We start from the raw sequence: 18,403 nt of genomic DNA on the forward strand, positions 1-18,403 counted from the left end.
GAGCATCTCGAGGGCATAGCGCCCGGCGAAGAGCTCCGACACGTCGCCTCCCTCCGGCCGCCGGCTGAGGGTCAGCACCGTGGCGTTGCTGTCGGCGGGAGGGGAGGAGCGATCGTCGGACACGGCGGGGTGAGTCTAGGCCATCCGGGGAAGGGGTGCTCGGGGCGGGGGCGGTGGGAACCGCGACCCCGCCCTCCGAGCGAGCCGACTACCGGCGACGAGCGCGCTCGATCTTCAGCGTCTTCTCGCCGTGCTGCTTGCCGTTGAGGACCTCGAAGCCGGCCACGTCCTCGTCGGCGACGAAGACGTACGCGTAGGTGGGCTTGAGCTCCACGCGCTGCACCTTGCCCGCGGGGGCGCCCAGCGTCTCCAGCGTGCTGGTGACGGCCGCCTCGTCCAGTCCCTCGGAGCGGCCGAGGCCCACCCACAGGCGCGCCTGTCCGGGCACCTCGGGCGTCTCGGCGCGCTCGGGACGCTCCACGCGTGGCGGACGCTCGCGGAAGCCGCGGGACCGGTGCCGATCCACCTTGAGTGCCTTCTCGCCGTGCTGCTTGCCGGTGAGGCCCTCGAAGGCGGCGGCCTCCGCCTCGGCCACGTAGGCGTAGCCGTAGCCGGCGCGCAGCACCGTCTTGAGCACCTTGCCCGAGGGAGCGCCAGCGGCCTCCAGGGCGGCGACGAACTTCGAGTCGTCCAGGCCGTCATCCGTGCCGAGGTTGAACTTCAGCTTCACCTCGCCGGGGCCGGCGTCGGGCGAGGGCGGCGGCCGGTTCGGATCGCGCTCGCCGCGCGGCCGGCTCTTCTCCACCTTCAGCGCCTTGTCCTTGTACTGCTTGCCGTTGAGGGCCTCGAAGCCGGGCAGGTCCTCCTGGGAGATGAAGACGTAGGCGAAGCCCGGCTTGAGGTCGGCGCGCACCACCTTGTTGGCGGGAGCACCGGCCTCCTCCAGGGCGGTGACGATGCTGCCGGGCCCCAGGCCATCCTCGGTGCCCAGGTTGATCCACAGCTTCACCTCGCCGGGGCCGGCCTCCATCCCTCCGGGGCCGCGCTCGCGCTCACCACGACGGGGCGGCCTGTCGCTGCGCTCCCGCCGCTCGCCGGACGGCTCCGCGCGGGTGTCGCGACGCTCCTCGCGCCGAGGACGCTCCCGCTCGCGCTCCCTGTCGCGGGGACGCTCCCGCTCGCGCTCCCGGCCTTCCTTGCGGCGGCTCTCGGGCTTGCGCTCCTGCGACTCGGTGCGCTCGGGCTCCCCGGCGGCCTGGGCCTTCTCCATGCGCAGGTGGCTGAAGAAGTACTTGAGCAGGAAGGCGATGAGGTCATCCGCGTCCGCCCGGCCCTTGAGCTGGGTGGCCAGGGGCAGGAAGCCCTCGAAGATGGAGTTGGAGGCGGCCTCGCGGATCTCCCGCACGTGGCGATCGGCCCACAGGCGCATGGCCTCCTCGGGGGCCGGCATCTCGCGCAGCTCGAACTTGATGCCGAACTTCTTCTCCAGCACGGAGTACGTGGCCAGCTCGCGGCCGGAGAAGAGGTTGATGGCGGTGCCCTTGTTGCCGATGCGGCCGGTGCGGCCCACCCGGTGCAGGTACACGGCCGGATCCTCGGGCAGCGAGTAGTTGATGACGTACTCGAGGCCGGAGATGTCGATGCCGCGCGCCGCGATGTCCGTGGCCACCATGAAGGCCACCTCGCCGCGCTTCACCTTGCCCATCACCCGCTCGCGCTCCTTCTGCGGCAGGTCCCCGTTGAGCAGGTCCGCGTCGAAGCCGTTGCGGTTGAGCACCGCCGTCACCAGCGCCGTGTCATCCCGCGTGTTGCAGAAGATGATGGCGTTCTGCGGCTCCTCCGCCTCCAGCACGTAGATGAGGTTGCGCGGCTTGGGGAAGGCGTCCGACACGTCGTAGCGGATGTGGTGGATGTGCTCGACGGTGAAGACGTCGCCGGAGAGCAGCAGCGTCTCGGCGTTGGTGGTGTAGCGGGCAATCAGGTTCTGGATGTCCGTGGGGACGGTGGCGCTGAAGAGCAGCACCTGCCGGTCCTTGGGAAGACGGTCGAGGATGCGCGTCACCTCCTCGTAGAAGCCCTGGTTGAGCATCTCGTCGGCTTCATCCAGCACCGCGTGGGTGCAGCCCTCGAGCTTGAGGTTGCCGCGGTTGATGTGGTCGAACACCCGGCCGGGCGTGCCCACGATGATTTGAGTGCCCTCGTCGAGCGCGTCCTCCTGCTGCTTCATGGAGGCGCCGCCGTAGATGGCCGCCACCTTCACGCCCTTGTGCTTGCCCAGGGCGGCCAGCTCCTCGGCCACCTGGAGCGCCAGCTCGCGCGTGGGGCAGAGGATGAGGGCGCGCACCCGCTTGTCCTCGGCGGAGATCTTCTCCAGCAGGGGCAGGCCGAAGGCGGCCGTCTTGCCCGTGCCGGTCTTGCTGCGCACGATGAGGTCCTTGCCCGCCATGACGGGGCCGAAGGCCTTGGCCTGCACGGGGGTGGGGTGGGTATAGCCGCGCTCGGCGATGGCACGCCGCAGGGGCTCGGAGAGATTCAGGTCTTCGAAGCTGACATCCGCGACGTACTCTGCGGGGCGGGTCGACGCTTCGGCAGTGGTTCCCGGCTGCTCCGGGTCTTGAATGTCGCTCATCAGGCAGGGGCATAACCCCTGCATTACCCTCTGGCAACAATCGGCTCACTTTGCATAAGGAACTCCCCATGGCGAATGGGAGGAAGAAAACGGGGAGCCCAGGCTCCCGGACCCGGGCGAAGCGGCCGGCCGCGGCCCCACCCCCCGAGGAAGCGGAGGCAGTGGAGGCGGAATCCGCCGAGCCGGAACCAGAGGCCCTGGAGCCCGCCCCCGAGGAGCTGGAGGAGGTCGAGGCCGAGGTGGAGGAGGCCCCCACGAGGGCCCCAGCCGCCCTGGTGAAGGCGGGGGAGTCCGGGCTGACCCGGGCCGACCCCCTCCAGGCCTACATGGCCGAGGTGACGCGCCACCCCCTGCTCTCCCGAGAGGAGGAGGTGTCACTGGCCAGGCACTTCCGGGACACGGGGGACGTGAAGGCGGCCTACCGCCTGGTGGCGGCCAACCTGCGCCTGGTGGTCAAGCTGGCGCACGAGTACCACCGCAACCCGCTGTCCCTGCTGGACCTGGTGCAGGAGGGCAACATCGGGCTGATGCAGGCGGTGAAGAAGTACGACCCGGAGCGCGGGGTGAAGCTCAGCTCCTACGCGGCCTGGTGGATTCGCGCCTACATCCTTCGTTACATCATGGACAACTGGAAGATGGTGAAGCTGGGGACGACGGAGGCCCAGCGAAAGCTCTTCTTCAAGTTGCGCCAGGAGCAGGAGAAGTTGCTGGCCCAGGGCTTCGAGGTGACGCCGAAGATGCTGGCCGAGCGCCTCAACGTCACCGAGCAGGACGTGGTGGAGATGGACCAGCGGCTGGGACACGACGAGGTGTCGCTGGACGCTCCGGTGGGAGGCGAAGACTCCTCGGCGACGCGAGGGGACCGGTTCCTGCCCTCGTCGCAGCAGGGCGCGGAGGAGCGGCTGGGCAACGAGCAGCTCAAGGCGCTCTTCCGAGAAAAGCTCCAGGAGTTCGCCAAGGCGCTCGAGGGCAAGGAGCGCTACATCTTCGAGAACCGGCTGATCGCCGACGAGCCGCTGACGCTGCAGGACATCGGCGACAAGTACGGGGTGAGCCGCGAGCGGGCGAGGCAAATCGAAGCCGCCCTCATCAACCGCATGCGGGAGTACATGCGCGAGCACATCCCGGACTTCGACCTCGTGGCGATGCCCAAGGGATGAGGGGCCTCCGGGATGGAGGCGCCGCGCACCTTCACCCCTTGCGCGCCACCTCGCGCAGCCACTCCACGTACTGGGTCAGCGGTGTCTGCTCGGGGAGGAGGTCGCGCGAGCCGCGGCGCCACTCGAAGCCGAAGAAGCCGCGCTGCTCCTCGCCGTTGTCGCGCATGTAGAGGCGGGGGCGCGCCTCCGGCGGGAGCGAGTCGAGGCTCACCGGAGCGCCAGCGCCATCCCCCTCCAGGCAGAGCTTGAGCCGGAGCCAGCGCTCCTTGAGCGCGGTGCTGTTGGAGTAGAGGTAGACGCGCAGGGTGCCATCCTGGAGCACATCCACCCCGAGGTACTGCCTCGGGGCGGTGCGGATGCTCCGGTAGGCGCCCCCTCCACTGGGAACGGCGCCGGGCGCGGCGCAGGGCAACAGGACACTCTCCGACCACGTCAAGAACTGCTCTCGGTTCATGTGCTCCTCCAGGTGGCTTGACCTCTGAAGTCGTCGTGACTTTAAAGGTGGCTGAAATGTGAGGTGGGAATGCTACCTTTCGAGTCATCCGATGGCCAGAGAAAGAAGCACATGAGCGCAAATGTCCCTCGATGGCTGGTGGTGGCTGTCGCCTTGGTGACCGTGGAAGCGAGGGGAGGGGAGCCTGCTGTCCCTGGTCGGAGGAACCTCGTCCTCTCGGGGCGGCCCGAGTCCCCTGGGGGGCAGGTTCTCATCGCCACCGACACCGCGACGGTGCTGCGGTTCGAGGCCGGGCTCGACCCCGTGCGGACGCAGCTTCAGGAGGGGGCTCAGGCGCGCTTCGAGCCGCTCGGGGTGGCGGGCCGCTCCATCACGCTCTTGCCCCTGGCGGGGGTCGAGCGGTGGGGTGGCGTCACCCTGCTGGTGGCCTTCGAGGATGGGAAGGTGCTGCCCTTGCGCCTCGCGCCGGTGGCCCGGGCGGAGGCGGACATCCAGGTGAACGTCTTCACCAGCCCCTTCACCCAGGGCGCGCTGCTCGCCGCGCTCGAACAGGCGGAGGTGGACAACACGGGGCTGCAACGCAGGCTCGACGAGGCGCTCACGGAATTGGAGCGGTACCAACGGGAGGAGAATTCACCGGACGCGCTGCTGGCGGCGCTGCTGCTGCTGGACGAGCGCATGGTCCGCAACTTTCGTCGAGTCGATGGGCTCCGATTTCGAAGCAAGCGGGTGCGCGCCGACGTCGAGATCTTCAAAGGTGGCGGACGGACAGCCGTTGTGGTCTTGCTGGAGAACCTGGATCCGTTGGTGCCGTGGTCCCTGCGAGATGTCTCGTTCACGGACGAGAAGAGCGGAGCGCGCAGGGATTTTGCCGTTCGCGCGCGCCCCGTCACCATCCCGGCGGGAAGCAGCGGTCGCATCGTCGTCGTGTCCGAGTCGCTCGCGGTGAGCAGCACCGCGAGCTTCCGCCTGCTGTTCTGCCCTCGGGAGGATTCCGAACAGGGGCTACAACTGATGCGGCTCATGTATTGAGCGCGTCGAGCGCGTGACGGGTCGTGTTCGCGGGGCCCGCGCCGAAACGTACAAAGGAGACAGGCATGTCCATTCATCTACGGTTTTCATCCCTGGTCGTGGTTGCCCTGGCCTGCATGGGCGTGGGTTGCGCGGGGGTCGGGCTCCGGCCAGATGGGACGCCAGAATCCGAGAAATGCCCGAAGAGGGCCATGGAGACGATGGCGCGCCTTGGGCTCACTCCCGGGGATGGCACCTTCATCGTGGCGGATATCTCCCTGACAGATCAGGAACCGGCCCGATTCGTGGAGGGTCCCGTGGTGGGTGTCATGGACGTCCGGCCTATGGGGGGCATCCCCGTGGGGACGCGGCTGTACGGACGGGTCTGGACCGGCGGGAGCGAGGCAGTCATCCGGTATTACGAGGCCGAGTTGCCGGACGGCCGCCGCCTGCCCATCTGTGCTGTCGCGCAGGACGCTGGCGGTGGGCTGGTGAAGCGACCGGATTCCCCGCCCGGAAGCGCCTTCCTGCCGGACAGCGGCACTGGACTGTCCATCGTCAGCGTCTTTCCCTGAAGAGGAGACCCCCGGTCGGAAGCGGCTCGCTTCTAGTCGTCTAGAAGTGGTGTAGGATGGAGGCATACATCACTTCTAGTCGTCTAGAAGCGAGGAACAGCAATCCCCACCCAGAGGGCTAACTCCAAGCCCTGTCCGGGGGCGTGAGCATGAAACGCACCACACGAGCGCGCGGACTTGCTCGCGGGCAGGAGAAGGACGAGGTGCTGCTGAAGCTGATTGAGGCCAATGCCTCGTATGAGGAGCGGCAACGGGCCTTGCTGGAGCTGGAGAAGCGCTGGTTGCGCGAGGCGAGGACCGAGCTGGCGCGCGCTCACTGCTTGCGCAGCAGGTACAGCGCTCCCGCCTGGTCATCGCTGATGAGCAGTCCGCCGTCGGCGGAGACGCCCACGTCCACCGGGCGGCCCCACACGCTCCTGCCATCCGGGGACACCCAGCCGGTGACGAGATCCATCTCCGTGGAGGGCTGGCCCGTCGCCGTGTCCCAGGAGAAGTACGTCACCTTGTAGCCGGTGCGCCGCGTGCGGTTCCACGAGCCGTGGTAGGCCACCACCACTCCCGGGTTGTAGGGCGCGGGGAAGGCCGTGCCGTTGAGGAAGAACAGCCCCAGCGGCGCCGAGTGCGCCTGGATGCCCTGGTCGAAGCGGTCCATCCGGCCGCAGTCCACGCTCCCCGCGCGGTTGAGGTCGTAGTCGCGATCCAAGGGCATCTGCTCGAGCCTGCTCGACGTGTCCGGGTTGGGATTGCAGAAGGGCCAGCCGTAGTGGCCGCCCTCGCGCACGTGGGTGAGGGCCTCGGGCGGGTGATCGTCCACGTAGGGGGCCAGCACCTTGCCGTACTGGCCGGTGCCGTCGTCGAGCGGATAGGGGATGTTGTCGCGCGCGTTCACCGTCACCCAGAGGGTGTCCGTGCCAGGCACGAAGGCGAGGCCCTCCGCGTTGCGCAGGCCCCGGGCGAAGAGCTGCCCCGCGCCGCCGTCCGGCCCGTAGCGGTAGATGGTGGCGCGCTCGGGCGTGCTCTGGGTGTCCGCCAGGCACACGTTGCAGGTGGAGGCGATGGAGACGTAGAGGCGCCCCGTCGAGTCCACCGCGATGTTCTTCAACTCGTGCCCGTAGCGGCCCTTCAGCTCGGGCGAGCTCGAGTCCGGCAGGCCGTCCACCAGCACCTCGGCATCGCGGCGCTGCGTGTCGCCCGGCTGCCAGACCGAGCGCGTCACCCGGTGCGTCTCGGACACGTACACCCAGGTGGTGCCCCCTCGGGTGTGGAAGACGAGGTCATGGGGACGGCGCAGGTCGGTGGCCCAGTCGAGCACCTCGGGGAGCTGTCCGGGCCTTGGCCGCACCCGCTTCACCGTCCCCTCGTCCGGCTGTGACACCAGCACGTCCCCGTTGGGCGCGACCGCCAGGAAGCGTGCACCCGGGATGCGCGCGAAGACGGAGAGCGAGAAGCCGGGTGGCACGGTGAGGGTGCGAGGCGAGTTGAACGGATGGTGGCGCAGGCCCTCGGGGACCGTCACGGTCACCTGCACACTGGCTCCCTCGGGCGGGCTCGGGCTTGGGTTCGGGTTGCTGGTGCTCGGGCCCGCGTCGGGAGGCTCGGTGCGAGGCCCCGCGTCCTGTCCCGCGTCCTGCCCTGGGTCCTGTCCCGCGTCCTGCCCGGCATCGGCGGGTGTCTTCGTGGAGGAGGGGCTACAGCCGGACGAGGACAACCACAGCACCGCGGCGGCGGAGAAGATCCAGGAGCGCATGCCGGTCAGGCTAACGACACCCTCCCGGGGCTCCAATCATTCCCCGGCCGCTCCGTCGCCCACGCTACGAAGCGTCGCGGGTTATGGCGCCGTGGAGCGCCGGTGACGACCCCGGAAGTGCCGGTCGAGGTAGTCCTCCACCTCGGGCCCGCGCTCCCCGCCCGCGGAGGCGAGCAGGGCGTGCGCCCGTTCCACCACGGCGAGGGCCTCGTCGAGCGACACCTCGCCCTCGGCGAGCGCGGAGAAGAGGTGGCAGTGGTAGCGGCGGCAGCCCTCGGGGCGCTCCGCGTAGGCGGTGCACCGGCTCCCCTCCAGCGCGGCGCAGCGCTGGGGGAGCACCGACGAGCCGTCCTCGCGCGTCTTCACCGGCAGCCCGAGCGCCTGCAAGGGCGCCACCTCGGTGCGCTGCAGCGGCACGTGGGTGAAGAGGGTGCCGTCGCAACACAGGCCGCAGCGCAGGCAGAGCGTGGAGAGGGACATCGGGGGAGCCTCGGTTCAGGGGACCGAGGGTCCCCCCTTGCTGGTGGACTGCCAGGCGAGCAAGGGCCGTGTCGCGCGCCTCAGTCCTTTTTGTAATCGCGGAAGGTCGACACTTCCTCCATGCGGGCGTCGGCGTAGCCCCAGTGCTCGACGTCCACACTGTACTGTCCCTTGGCGATCAACATTCCCCGGCAGAGCTTCTTCTTCTCCGGCTCGTTGTGCTGGTTGCGGGCCCGCTCCAGCAGCTCGTCCCAGACCCAGCGGGGCACGTGGTCGCGCTGGCCCGGGTAGCTGAAGCGGTAGAAGGTCAGGTGGGCCAGCAGCACCTCCCAGTGCGGATCGAACCGCATCATCAGGTGCTTCCAGTCCATCTGCTTGCCGCGGGCGAGGATGAGGTGGTTGATGTCCGTGCCATCGAAGCGCTCGCGCTCGCAGACGAAGGCCTTGGACCAGATGATGTCCTCGGGGGGCGCCACCAGGATGGGCAGCCCGTGGATGACGCCCGGGTGGGCGTTCTCCAGCCAGTAGTCGTCCACGATGGCCACGCCGTTGCCCGAGCTGAAGATGAGGTCGGCGAAGTACTCATCGTTGGCGTAGGCCTTCGCGATCCACACCGGATCATGCATCTTCGTCTGGAAGCCCATGCCTCCCAGGGCCTCCATCGCGCGCTCCACATGCTCGCGCTTGAGGAAGAGGTCCAGATCCTTGGTGTCGCGGTAGATGCCCGTGTAGAGGTGGAGGGCGTAGGCGCCCGCCACCACGAAGGGAATCTCCGCGTTCTTGAGCGTGCTCAGCGCCAGCAGATGCGCGCCCCGTTCGATGGGCGGACGTTGGTCCGCCTGCATCGGAGGCGGTGCCTTGCTCGGCTTGCTCGACTGCTCCTCAGGAGATGCCTGCTTGCTCTCCTGCCCCTCCTGCGGCTTGTCGGTGTCTTGAACGTTCATGACGCGCCCCTCGTGTCCTGGCGGGTAGGGTAGGTCCGGGGGCAGTCGAGGGCAGGTTGGACCAGCCCGGTCGGCTGCCTCCCAGGCGGCTCAGGCCTGTGCGGCCCAGAGCGCCATTCCGGGCTCCGAGCCATTCACCTGCCGCTCCGCATGGCGGTAGGCGCGGGCCTTGGTCGGGGCCTCCACCTTCATCTGCTCCCCTCGGGGACCGTGCAGCTCGATGTGGTAGCCCTGCCCCTGCTCTCCCTCGGTCGCGATGTTCCAGCCTGCCTGCTTGATGTGTTTCTTGCAGATGCGCTCACGTCCTCGCATGGTCGACCCCCTTTCTCAGCTGTCGCGGCCCTTCTCCGGTCCGCGCTACAGAGGTTCAGGATTTGTCCGCTTCCACGCCGGTGCATGGAGGCCCCGGTTTCCACGGGCTCGTGTGCTCGCTCATCGGCCCGGCTTGCGGTGAGGGGGGCTCCAGGCCGGGAGATTCCGCCGGGAGGCCCTGGCCGCCGGGCTCCCCCGGAGCGTCGGGGAGGAGCGCCTCGTGGAGTGCCAGTCGGGCCCTCCAGCATGAACCCCACCCTGGCACGTCGGGGCGGTCCCATGGTGAAGCAGAGAGGGTGGCGACCATGGCACTTCCCACGCATGTAGATGACGCTGCTGACCGGCTGCACGAGGCCTACGCGCGAATCGAGGTGGCCCGTGCGAAACCCCCGAGCACGGAGAGCCTGCACGAGTGGCTGAGCGCGCTCACGGACTACGCCCAGTCGTTGATGGACCTCCACGAGTTCACCAACGAGTCGGTGCACGAGAAGCTGCACGTCCTGGCGGGCCTGCTCAACCTGAAGCAATTCCCCGAGGAGCCCCTCCGGGAGCTCGGGCCTTCGCTCGAGACCCAGCCACAGGGCCACTGAGCGGTCCGCTTCACGCGCCGCGCCGGGCCGGGATGCCGCCGAAGGGCCAGACGAAGCCGGGGTGCTGGAGGACTTCCGGCGCCTTGCGGCCTCGCCAGGCCAGGGACTCGCCGGGGCGCAGCAGCAGGGCCTGGGGCCCGTGGCCCACCTGCCGACGCACCTGCTCGAGCCGCTCGGGGTAGGGGTCCGCGTCCGGGTTCTCGTCCAGGGTGCTGGCGCCGCTCACCGGCTCGCCGGGGTAGCCCGGGTAGCGGGGGCCCATGCCCTCGCGCCAGTACCACGGGGCCCCGCCATCGGCGCAGGGCACCACGTAGCGCGCGCCGAGCAGCTCGCCGTAGTGCAGGGCCTCCTCCGGCCCGGCCATGAGCTGCTGGGGCCTGTCGAGCGCGTCCAGGGGCACGTCGACGAGGTAGGCGTCCAGCGTGGTGTAGCCGAAGAAGAGGGGCTTGAGGCGGAAGCCCCGCACGCCGCAGAAGAGCACGTCCACCGGCGCCTCCTCACGCAGCGCGCGGCAGACGGTGCGCATGTCCCCGCGCACGTCATGTCCGGCATCGGCGAAGAAGGCGGTGGAGAAGTCGGGCGTGCGCACCAGCCAGGTGTTCCCCTCGTTGAAGAGGCCCGGGTAGAGGCCCGCGCCGTCGGTGGGCTGCTCGCCGTGGAAGGGGAGGGCGCGCACGGTGATGTCGCCCACGAGCCGCTCCTCGCCCCAGCGCAGGGCCTCGACGCGGGTGTAGCCGAGCTGCTCGAGCCGCAGCACGCAGTCGGTCGAGAAGAGGCTCTCGCGCTCCACCGCCGGGACGAAGACGCGGGTGTCGCGTGGCAACTGCAGCAGCGAGCCCAGGTGGAAGTGGTCCCCGTGCGAGTGGGTGATGACCACGGCGTCCACCGGGCCGAGGTCCCTCGGCTGCATGGGCTGGTAGTCGCGTGAATCGAAGCCGCTGGCGGGGCGGAAGTACGGGTCCACGAGGACACGCGCCCGGGAGCTGGCCACCAGCACGGTGTTGTGCCCCACGAAGAGGGCACCGGGGGCGGGCACCTCCACCGGGCCCTCGTGACGGACCAGCCAGCCCGCGCTCGACAGGTCCGCGAGCAGCTCGCCCACCGCGGGCACCGCCGAGAGGGCGCGCAGCTCCGCCCGGGTGGCGCCCCGCGCGAGCGAGGCGAAGAGCTCGGCGAGGGCCGGCCACTCGCGGGCCTTCACCGGGAAGTCGAGCCCCATCTGCTCCTGGCGCAGGTGGAGGACGCGGGGTTTGTGCCGCGCCGCGTCGGGGAAGAGCACCTCGGGCCGCAGCAGGTACCGCCCGCCGCGCCGCTTGTCGCCCTCCCGCAGCGCGGCGTAGCGGGGCGTCTCCTCCAGCCAGCGCACGAGGGACTTCGCCTCGCGCAGGGAGCGCTCCGGCCCCAGCTCCGCGAGCCGCTGCTTGAGGAGGACGTGGGCCTGACGGACGGGCCGGGCGGTGGGGCCCTGGATGCTGCAACCCAGGTCCTCGTGGTGCTCCGCTTCGGTGCGGGCCGAGGCGAGGACAGCCAGGCTGACGCCACGGTGGAGGGTGAGGCGCATGGGAAGGCTGCTAGCAACCCGGGGCGTGGGTGGCCAGCGCATTCGCCGCGCTGCTTGCTCTGGCGCATCCGCTGTGATGATGCTCCGCCTTCCCGGGTCGCGGGCTGGAGTCGGAGGCTGGCTCCCGGGCACCACTTCGTTTCAGCCGGTTCGTTTCAGCAGTGTGGAGGGGGACATGAACAACATTTCCAGGATGCTCCTGGCCATGGGAGCGGGCTGCGTCCTGCTCGCTTCGGCTGGGGAGGCGGGCGCGCAGGCCAACCCGTACAGGCAGTACAGCAGCACCTCATTCGTCAACGGCAACCTCAAGCAGGCCTTCCAGAAGCAGTGGCGGGGGACGGCCGCTGGGGCGCATTCGGGCGCCACGCTCGAGCCGGTGAAGCTGCCGCTCTCGGTGTCGTCGTTCCGCCCGGTGAGCGCTCCCGTCATGCACAAGCGGGTGGCGGCCAGCATCCAGGACCTCGACGCGGAGCCTCGCGAGGAGCTGGAGGGCGCGCTCCTGGAGCTGCTCAAGGGGTATGACCAGCTGCTCGAGGACAACGATGAGCAGCGGCTGAAGAACAACCTCGCCGGTGCCTTCAACTTCCTCTTCATCTCCTCCTACTACGCCCTCAAGAACGGCCAGGAGCTGACCGAGGCACAGCAGGAGAGCATGCTGGAGCAGGTCAACGCCGCCATCGCCATGGGTCTCAAGGAGCGGCGCATGTCCGACCGGGAGAAGCAGGAGATGTACGAGTCGGTGGTGCTCTCGGGCACCCTCATCCTCGGCCTCTACAACGAGGGGCGTGACAAGGGACGGCCGGAGCAGATGAAGACGGCGCGCGAGCTGGCCAAGGAGCTGCTCGGGCAGATGATGGGCATCACCCTCGACAAGGTGCGCATCTCCGGCGACACCGTGCGCATCGACTAGGCGCGCGGAAAGGAAGCGCGTGCCGTCGTGCCCGCGCTTCAGCTGCCCGACGGGGTGAGGCCCAGCTCCTTGATGCGGCGGCTGAGCGCCCGCTTGGAGACCTCGAGGCGCGGGACCATGGCATCCAGGTCTCCCCCACACTCGCGGAAGCAGCGTGTGATCTCCTCGGCGCTCAGGTCCCCCGCGGTGCGGATGGTCGGGCTCTTGGCGATCAGATCGTAGATGGAGGGCCGGGGAATGCCGAGCCGATCCGCGGTGGCCTGGAGGTCCCAGGCGCTCTCCCTCATGGCGGTGACCAATTCCTGCTCGGTGATGTCGGACGGCTTGCGCCGGGGAGCGGCCTTGCCTTCCCTCGTTTCAGGAGCCGTCGGCGTGGGCTCCAGGCGCCCGGAAGGTGGGGTCGCGTCGGCGTCCAGCTCCTGTTCGAGTCGTGGATCAACCCGCAGGCTCGGGTGGCCCCGGCTGCCAATCACGAGCTGCCGCGTCAGGTTGCGCAGCTGGCGGATGTTGCCGGGCCAGGAGTAGCGGACCAGGCGGGAGGCCAGCGGCGCGGGCAGCCAGGGCTCGGCGTAGGGCTCCTCGGACGCGAGGCGGTTGGCCTCGCCGATGGCCTCGAGCTGCTCGCGGGCGAAGTGGTGGAAGAGCGGGCCGATGTCCTCGCGGCGCTCCCGCAGCGGGGGCAGGCGGACCTCGTAGCTGGCCAGCCGGTGCATCAGCGGCGCCTTGAAGCGCTCCTGGCGGATCTGCTCCTCCAGGTTGGCGTCCGTCGCGGCGAGCAGGCGCACGTCCGTGGAGACCGGCGTCTGCGCACCCACGGGGTACATCTCCCCGTTCTCCAGCACGCGCAGCAGCATCACCTGCACCTCGGGCGGGGCCTCGCCCACCTCGTCGAGGAAGAGGGTGCCCCCGTGGGCGGCGCGGAAGAAGCCCTCCCGGTCCCGCGTCGCGCCCGAGTAGGCGCCCTTCTGCGCGCCGAAGAGCTCGGCGGCGGCCAGCTCCTTGGGGATGGCGCCCAGGTTCACGCTGATGAAGGGCTTGTCCCGGCGCGGGCTGTGCTGGTGGATGGCTCGCGCCACCAGCTCCTTGCCCGTGCCCGTCTCGCCGCGGATGAGCACCGGGACGTCCAGGTCCGCCACCCGCTCGATGTCCTTGCGCACGCGCCGGATGCCCACGCTCCCGCCCACCATGCCCAGCGGGTCCGCGGTGTCCTCCAGCTCGGAGGGGATGGCGTGGAGCAGCAGCACCACGCGCTCGGCGAACTCCAGCGGCACTCCCGCCGCCAGCTCCTCGGGACCGAACTCCCGGACGCCCTGGAGGGGCTCGCCCGCGATGACCCGGGTGCCGCCCTCGTCGACGCGCAGCCGGACACGCCCCTCGCCGGCGGGCGCGAACACGAGCGGCTTGCGGCTCACGAAGGGATCCGCCAGGGGCATCCCCAGGCCACTGCCGGGCCGCAGGAAGTCCGGAGCGCTCCGGGACAGGGCCACCTCCCGGCCAGCGGACAGCGCCTCGAGCAGCAACCGCTCACCGACGCGACGGGTCACGGGATGCGAGACGATGGTCAGCGCGGGGACGAGGTGGGCCTCCCGCTCTCCGCCGCCCCGCTTCTTGACGATGGCCGTGGAGACGTCGGCGAGCACTTGCTCTTTCATGGAGCCGGAGCACCTGGGTGGGTGGCCACGCCACTACCCTACACGAGCGGGTCGCGGAGCGTCGTAGGACTCCACCGGCGCCAGGAAGAGAGGTCGCTGGATTCCCCCGAATCCGCGAGCCGGCGCGCACCCCCCCTTCGGCGCGCCTCCTCGTAAGAGCCCCTCTTGCCTGGCACCTGGTGCTGGCGCACCGAAGCGCCATGTCGTACGGCGAGCCCAAGCCATAGCAAGGCGCGTGCCCAGGCCCGGGAGTGTCCTTCTCCTCGGGTGGAGCGGGGCGTCGGCGGAGCGTCGACGGCTCTCGACGCGTCGAAAGACGTCGGTCGACGTGTCGAAGTGTGTCGTTCGACACGTCGAAAGCGGCGTCGACGCGGGGTTGAGGAGTGGACCCCGGCGTGTCGAGAGGGAGGTGCCCGGGTTGCGCAGTGGGCACGTGGATTGCTAAGCCCGCTGGCGCAGCCTTTCAACGGAGGGGGATACTCATGGACCAGAAGCCGACGACCACCACGGACACCGACACCACCACCACCCAGTCGACCGACACCGAGTCGGAGGTGAACTCCGCGGGTCCGACGATGCCGGAACTGCCCGTGGTGCCGTAGTGGCCCCTGACAGCGGCCCGGGTCATTCCATCTTCGCCGCGGAAGGCGGAGAGCTGCCCACGAGTCGCTGCACGAGCAGGCGCTGGCTCTTCCAGGTCTGCTCGAGGTGGGGGTTGAGCGCGAGTGCCTTGTCGATGTCGTTCAGGGCTTCACCGCGCCACCGCCGCTGTTGTTCCGAGTCGGTCGCCGCATCCGCCAGGGCCAGGAGCAGGTCCGCTCTCAGGAGCCGGGCCTCCGGCCACTCGGGTCTGGCGGCCAGCACCCCCTGAGCCAGCTCGAGGCCACGTCTCAAGGACGGGCCAGGGTCCTGCCCGCTCTGCTTCAACCAGGCGGCCTGCGCCCGGCGGAAGTGGCCGAAGGTGACGCGGGCTTCCAGCCGCTGGGGCTCCAGCTCGAGCGCCCGTTGATAGGACCGGGCGGCTTCCTCGAACTTCTCGGCGCGGGCCTGTCCCTGTCGTGGCTGCCAGCGAGCCTCCAGCGCCTGCAACTCCCCGAGCTGGAGCCAGGCTTCCGCATCGCGGGGGTTGCGCTCGCTCGCGGTGTGGAGGGCCTCGGCGGCCCGTGCGAGCTCCTGTTGCGGAGTCCGTCCGTGCTCCAGCTCGAAGGCGGCGAGTGTGCGGTGGGCCTTGCCCAGAAAGGCCCAGCTCGTGGAACTGCCCGGCATCCGGTCGAGCGATTGCCGGTAGGCCTTCATCGCCTCACGCAGGCTCGCGCGTGGATCCACGCCCCGGGCGCGCTGGTACGAGGCACGCCAGAAGTGCACCTCGCCCACATGCTCGTAGGAATAGCCGAGCTGGGGGGCCAGGGCGATGGACTGCGCGAGGGCGGCCTGGGCCTGGTCGAGCAGGGGGAAGGGCTCCTCGCCATGGTCCCACGCCTCCCGGGCCTGCTCGAGGAGGATGAGCCCCACGCCATCGTGGAGGATCCACAGCCCCGCGTTGATGGCGAGCCCCTTGCGATAGAGCTCCAGGGCGGTGGCCAGCTCGGGTCGGGCATCTCCGCCCCGGTCCCGTTGCCGCTGGGCGATCATCGTGTGGATCCGCCCGCCGTAGTAGTAGGACGTCACGCGCTTGGGGTTGAGCGCGCGGGCCCTGTCGAGCGTGGCCCGGGCCTGCTCCAGGTCTCCATCCGGATCGCTGGCGCGTGGGTTGGAGGCCCGCTTGAAGTACTCGAAGCAGAGGTTGAGCCAGGCCTCCGCCGGGTGCGCGTCGAGGCCGATGGCGGTGAGGTAGGCGTCGATGGCCCGGCTGCGGTTGGGCAGCGAGTCCTCGCCAATCTGCTCCTCGTAGTTGGCCCACACCTGGAAGACGAGCCCGCGCAGGGTGTGGAACTCGTAGTTGCGGTCGTCGGGTCCGATGCTCTCGAAGGCCTCGATGGCCTGGCGGAGCTGCTCGCGCGGATCCATGCCGCGGTCCTGACGGTAGCGCGCCCACTGCCAGAGGCTGCGCCCCAGCTCCAGCCGGGCTTCCGAGCGCGCCGGGGCGAGCACCAGCGCGCTCCGCACGGTGGCGATCGCCTTCTCGAGGAGGGGCTCGACCTCGCCGCCCTGGTTCGTCCGGTACTCGGCGAGGCGCCGATGGAAGCTCGCCTCCAGCACCTTGGAGCCATAGTGGTCGGGCGCGGCCTGGAGCGCGCGGGACACGGCCTCCAGCCCCCGGGTGTAGTGGGGCAGGACGTCGCCCTGGCCGTAGAGCTCCAGGAGCATCGCGGCGTGCTCGAGCTCCGCCAGCGCGTAGTGGATGGTGGGCACGCTCTCGCCGATGGCGGCGGCCGCGGCATAGGCCTGGCGACCGGCGTCGAAGTCGGCGAGGGCCTGCTCCCGCTCGCCCTGCCTGCCGTGCCGGGTGGCGCGGGCCAGGAGGATGTCGCCCCGCAGCTTGGGGAGCTCGAAGGACCAGGGCAGCCCGTCGTCCTGCTTGTCCAGCTGCGCCAGGGCGTCGTCGAGCCGGTCCTCGTAGAAGGCGATGAGCGCCGCCACGTACCCGGAGGAGGGGGCCTCGGCCCCTTCGCTCTGCCGCAGGTACGCGAGGGCCGGGTCCCGGTAGCGCCGCTCGATGTCGTGCCGGCGGGACTCGCGCAGCTCCGGCTCCTTGATGCGCTCCACCTCGAGCAGGCGCTGCTGGTAGAGGTGTCCCATCACGAGCGCCAGCGCATAGGCGACCCGGGGCTCGCGGAAGCCCTGCCGCCACGCGTTCTCGAAGTAGCTCCGGGCCGTCGCCTCGTCTCCGAGCGCGAGGAAGCCCTGCCCCAGGGCGTAGTTGCCCGGCCCCGCGGCCAGCGCGCCGGCCTGACGGATGTCCTCTTCGATCTCAGCCATCCGCGCCCGGATGGCCTTCCGGTCGGGACGCGTGTCGTGCAGGCGGGAGAGGCCGGAGTAGCGGGCCAGGGCCTCGATGTGCTCCACCTGCTCGGTGAACCGGCGCGCGAGATGCTCGCGCTGCGCCACCTCGCCCCGGACGCGGACGGCCTGCCCGAGGGCGAGTGCCACGAGGAGGAAGGCGATGGTGCTCACGGCCACCACCAGCTGGTGCTTGCGCGCCTTCTTGCGCAGGCGGTACCAGGGCCCGGCGGAGCGCGCCTGCACGGGCTCGCCCCCGAGGAAGCGCTCCAGGTCCTCGGCCAGGGCGCGCGCCGAGTCGTAGCGGGCCGAGCGGTCCTTCTCCAGGCACTTGAGGACGATGGCCTCCAGGTCCCGGGGGATGTCCGGATCCAACGAGCGCGGCGGGCGCGGCTCCTCGCTGGAGATGTTGTTGAGCACCTCCAGGGCATTGGTGCCCGGGACGGGAGGCACGCCCGTGAGCAGGTGGTAGAGCGTGGCGCCCAGGCTGTAGACGTCCGCGCGCCGATCCAACCGGGCCACCTCGCCCCGGGCCTGCTCGGGCGCCATGTAGTGGGGCGTGCCCAGCACCGAGCCCGTGGCCGTCACGCCCTCCTTCCAGTCGCGCGCCAGCCCGAAGTCCATGACGTAGGGCTCGAGGCGGCCGTCCACCGTGCGCTCCACCAGGATGTTGGAGGGCTTGAGGTCGCGGTGGATGAGGCCGGCGCGGTGGGCCGCGTGGACGCCCTCGGCGGCATCCCGGAGCGCCATCGCCTTCTGCTCGGGGGTGAGCTCGTGCGCGAGCAGGTTCAGCGGCTGCCCGTCCACGTACTGCATGGCGATGTACGTCTTCCCCTGGACCTCTCCAACCTCGTACACCTCGCACACGCGCTCGTGGCGCACCCGGGCCTGGGCGCGCGCCTCGGAGATGAAGCGCTGGGTGAGGTCGGGATCTTCATCGCGGACGAACTTGAGGGCCACGTTGCGGCGCAGCCGCGGGTCGTAGGCGAGGAAGACCCGCCCCATGCCGCCCTGCCCGAGAAACCGCACGCACTGGTACCGGTCCCAGCCGGACACCGGGAAGGCCGGGGTCTCGGGCCTGCGCTCCGGCGTCTCCGTGGGGGTCTTCACGAAGGTGGGAGCCTCCTCCAGCCGGGCGCCGACCCGCGCCGCCTCCACCTCGTCCTGGTGCCGGGCCTCCCGGTGGAGCGTGACGAGCGTCTCCTCGGAGATGCGCCCCCGCTTCCGGAGCAGCTCTAGGGGGCCGCGCTCCAGGCGCAGGGCCTCCTCGAGCAACGCGTCCGCGTCCTCCTTCGACAGGAGCCCCTCGGCGAGAGCGATGCCCAGCTCCGCTTCGTACGCCTCTCGCATCCGGACGGACCCCTCGTGCTCCCGCACCACGGCTACGTGCCGGGGCGGCCCGCCACATCCTACCCTACCGGGGGGCCGCCAGCGCCTG

The 18,403-nt window shown here is 70.2% G+C and carries 14 protein-coding genes; 5 read left to right on the top strand and 9 right to left on the bottom strand.

Translation table 11 applies throughout. The annotated features are described in order from the left end of the window. Positions 1-208: 208 nt before the first annotated feature. The gene (locus VF697_RS05630; RefSeq protein ID WP_331092454.1) at positions 209-2,629 is read right to left on the bottom strand and encodes a DEAD/DEAH box helicase; all 2,421 of its coding nucleotides are present in this window, start codon (positions 2,627-2,629) and stop codon (positions 209-211) included. 68 nt (positions 2,630-2,697) lie between these two features. Between VF697_RS05630 and VF697_RS05635 the strand changes: the two genes are divergently transcribed. Further along, positions 2,698-3,789, top strand: coding sequence for an RNA polymerase factor sigma-32 (locus VF697_RS05635; protein WP_331092455.1), 1,092 nt, complete (start codon positions 2,698-2,700; stop codon positions 3,787-3,789). A 31-nt stretch (positions 3,790-3,820) separates the two neighbouring features. On the opposite strand, the gene VF697_RS05640 is transcribed toward VF697_RS05635, so the two are convergent. Continuing rightward, positions 3,821-4,243: a hypothetical protein gene (locus tag VF697_RS05640; protein ID WP_331092456.1), complete on the bottom strand. Its 423-nt coding sequence runs from the start codon at positions 4,241-4,243 to the stop codon at positions 3,821-3,823. Between the two features lie 111 nt (positions 4,244-4,354). Here VF697_RS05640 and VF697_RS05645 point away from each other — a divergent pair, with 111 nt between their 5' ends. Further along, positions 4,355-5,275, top strand: coding sequence for a DUF2381 family protein (locus VF697_RS05645; RefSeq protein ID WP_331092457.1), 921 nt, complete (start codon positions 4,355-4,357; stop codon positions 5,273-5,275). 308 nt (positions 5,276-5,583) lie between these two features. After that, positions 5,584-5,829 carry a hypothetical protein gene (locus VF697_RS05650; protein ID WP_331092458.1) on the top strand — a complete coding sequence of 82 codons (246 nt, stop codon included), beginning with the start codon at positions 5,584-5,586 and terminating at the stop codon, positions 5,827-5,829. A 313-nt stretch (positions 5,830-6,142) separates the two neighbouring features. Here the strand turns inward: VF697_RS05650 and VF697_RS05655 are convergent, their stop codons facing one another. The 4 genes from VF697_RS05655 to VF697_RS05670 form a co-directional block, all read right to left on the bottom strand. After that, complete coding sequence (locus tag VF697_RS05655) at positions 6,143-7,576, bottom strand: sugar dehydrogenase (protein WP_331092459.1); 1,434 nt, start codon at positions 7,574-7,576, stop codon at positions 6,143-6,145. 81 nt (positions 7,577-7,657) lie between these two features. After that, entirely contained in the window at positions 7,658-8,056 is a 399-nt protein-coding gene (locus tag VF697_RS05660; RefSeq protein WP_331092460.1) for a YkgJ family cysteine cluster protein, read from the bottom strand. An 80-nt stretch (positions 8,057-8,136) separates the two neighbouring features. Then, a complete protein-coding gene (locus tag VF697_RS05665) occupies positions 8,137-9,000 on the bottom strand; it encodes a nucleotidyltransferase (RefSeq protein ID WP_331092461.1) in 864 nt (287 codons plus the stop codon). Positions 9,001-9,090: 90 nt separating this feature from the next. Next, on the bottom strand, positions 9,091-9,312 hold the full coding sequence (locus tag VF697_RS05670; RefSeq protein ID WP_331092462.1) for a hypothetical protein: 222 nt from the start codon (positions 9,310-9,312) through the stop codon (positions 9,091-9,093). A gap of 305 nt (positions 9,313-9,617) precedes the next feature. Here VF697_RS05670 and VF697_RS05675 point away from each other — a divergent pair, with 305 nt between their 5' ends. After that, positions 9,618-9,902 (top strand): hypothetical protein, encoded by a 285-nt coding sequence (locus tag VF697_RS05675; protein WP_331092463.1) that lies wholly within the window; start codon positions 9,618-9,620, stop codon positions 9,900-9,902. Between the two features lie 10 nt (positions 9,903-9,912). On the opposite strand, the gene VF697_RS05680 is transcribed toward VF697_RS05675, so the two are convergent. Continuing rightward, entirely contained in the window at positions 9,913-11,463 is a 1,551-nt protein-coding gene (locus VF697_RS05680) for an MBL fold metallo-hydrolase (protein WP_331092464.1), read from the bottom strand. Positions 11,464-11,638: 175 nt separating this feature from the next. Between VF697_RS05680 and VF697_RS05685 the strand changes: the two genes are divergently transcribed. After that, positions 11,639-12,373: a DUF6683 family protein gene (locus tag VF697_RS05685; protein WP_331092465.1), complete on the top strand. Its 735-nt coding sequence runs from the start codon at positions 11,639-11,641 to the stop codon at positions 12,371-12,373. A gap of 38 nt (positions 12,374-12,411) precedes the next feature. Here VF697_RS05685 and VF697_RS05690 read toward each other — a convergent pair whose 3' ends face one another. Both VF697_RS05690 and VF697_RS05695 read right to left on the bottom strand, forming a co-directional pair. Further along, entirely contained in the window at positions 12,412-14,025 is a 1,614-nt protein-coding gene (locus VF697_RS05690) for a sigma-54 dependent transcriptional regulator (protein WP_331092466.1), read from the bottom strand. Positions 14,026-14,649: 624 nt separating this feature from the next. Next, positions 14,650-18,315, bottom strand: a complete 3,666-nt coding sequence (locus VF697_RS05695) for a protein kinase domain-containing protein (RefSeq protein ID WP_331092467.1) — start codon at positions 18,313-18,315, stop codon at positions 14,650-14,652. Positions 18,316-18,403: the final 88 nt, after the last annotated feature.

This window comes from Archangium sp. (assembly GCF_036388035.1).
Classification (GTDB): Bacteria; Myxococcota; Myxococcia; order Myxococcales; family Myxococcaceae; genus Archangium.

Coding starts and splice junctions, on each gene's coding strand:
- VF697_RS05630 (WP_331092454.1), bottom strand. CDS start 2,629: ATGAGCGACATTCAAGACCCGGAGCAGCCGGGAACCACTGCCGAAGCG.
- VF697_RS05635 (WP_331092455.1), top strand. CDS start 2,698: ATGGCGAATGGGAGGAAGAAAACGGGGAGCCCAGGCTCCCGGACCCGG.
- VF697_RS05640 (WP_331092456.1), bottom strand. CDS start 4,243: ATGAACCGAGAGCAGTTCTTGACGTGGTCGGAGAGTGTCCTGTTGCCC.
- VF697_RS05645 (WP_331092457.1), top strand. CDS start 4,355: ATGAGCGCAAATGTCCCTCGATGGCTGGTGGTGGCTGTCGCCTTGGTG.
- VF697_RS05650 (WP_331092458.1), top strand. CDS start 5,584: ATGGACGTCCGGCCTATGGGGGGCATCCCCGTGGGGACGCGGCTGTAC.
- VF697_RS05655 (WP_331092459.1), bottom strand. CDS start 7,576: ATGCGCTCCTGGATCTTCTCCGCCGCCGCGGTGCTGTGGTTGTCCTCG.
- VF697_RS05660 (WP_331092460.1), bottom strand. CDS start 8,056: ATGTCCCTCTCCACGCTCTGCCTGCGCTGCGGCCTGTGTTGCGACGGC.
- VF697_RS05665 (WP_331092461.1), bottom strand. CDS start 9,000: ATGAACGTTCAAGACACCGACAAGCCGCAGGAGGGGCAGGAGAGCAAG.
- VF697_RS05670 (WP_331092462.1), bottom strand. CDS start 9,312: ATGCGAGGACGTGAGCGCATCTGCAAGAAACACATCAAGCAGGCAGGC.
- VF697_RS05675 (WP_331092463.1), top strand. CDS start 9,618: ATGGCACTTCCCACGCATGTAGATGACGCTGCTGACCGGCTGCACGAG.
- VF697_RS05680 (WP_331092464.1), bottom strand. CDS start 11,463: ATGCGCCTCACCCTCCACCGTGGCGTCAGCCTGGCTGTCCTCGCCTCG.
- VF697_RS05685 (WP_331092465.1), top strand. CDS start 11,639: ATGAACAACATTTCCAGGATGCTCCTGGCCATGGGAGCGGGCTGCGTC.
- VF697_RS05690 (WP_331092466.1), bottom strand. CDS start 14,025: ATGAAAGAGCAAGTGCTCGCCGACGTCTCCACGGCCATCGTCAAGAAG.
- VF697_RS05695 (WP_331092467.1), bottom strand. CDS start 18,315: ATGCGAGAGGCGTACGAAGCGGAGCTGGGCATCGCTCTCGCCGAGGGG.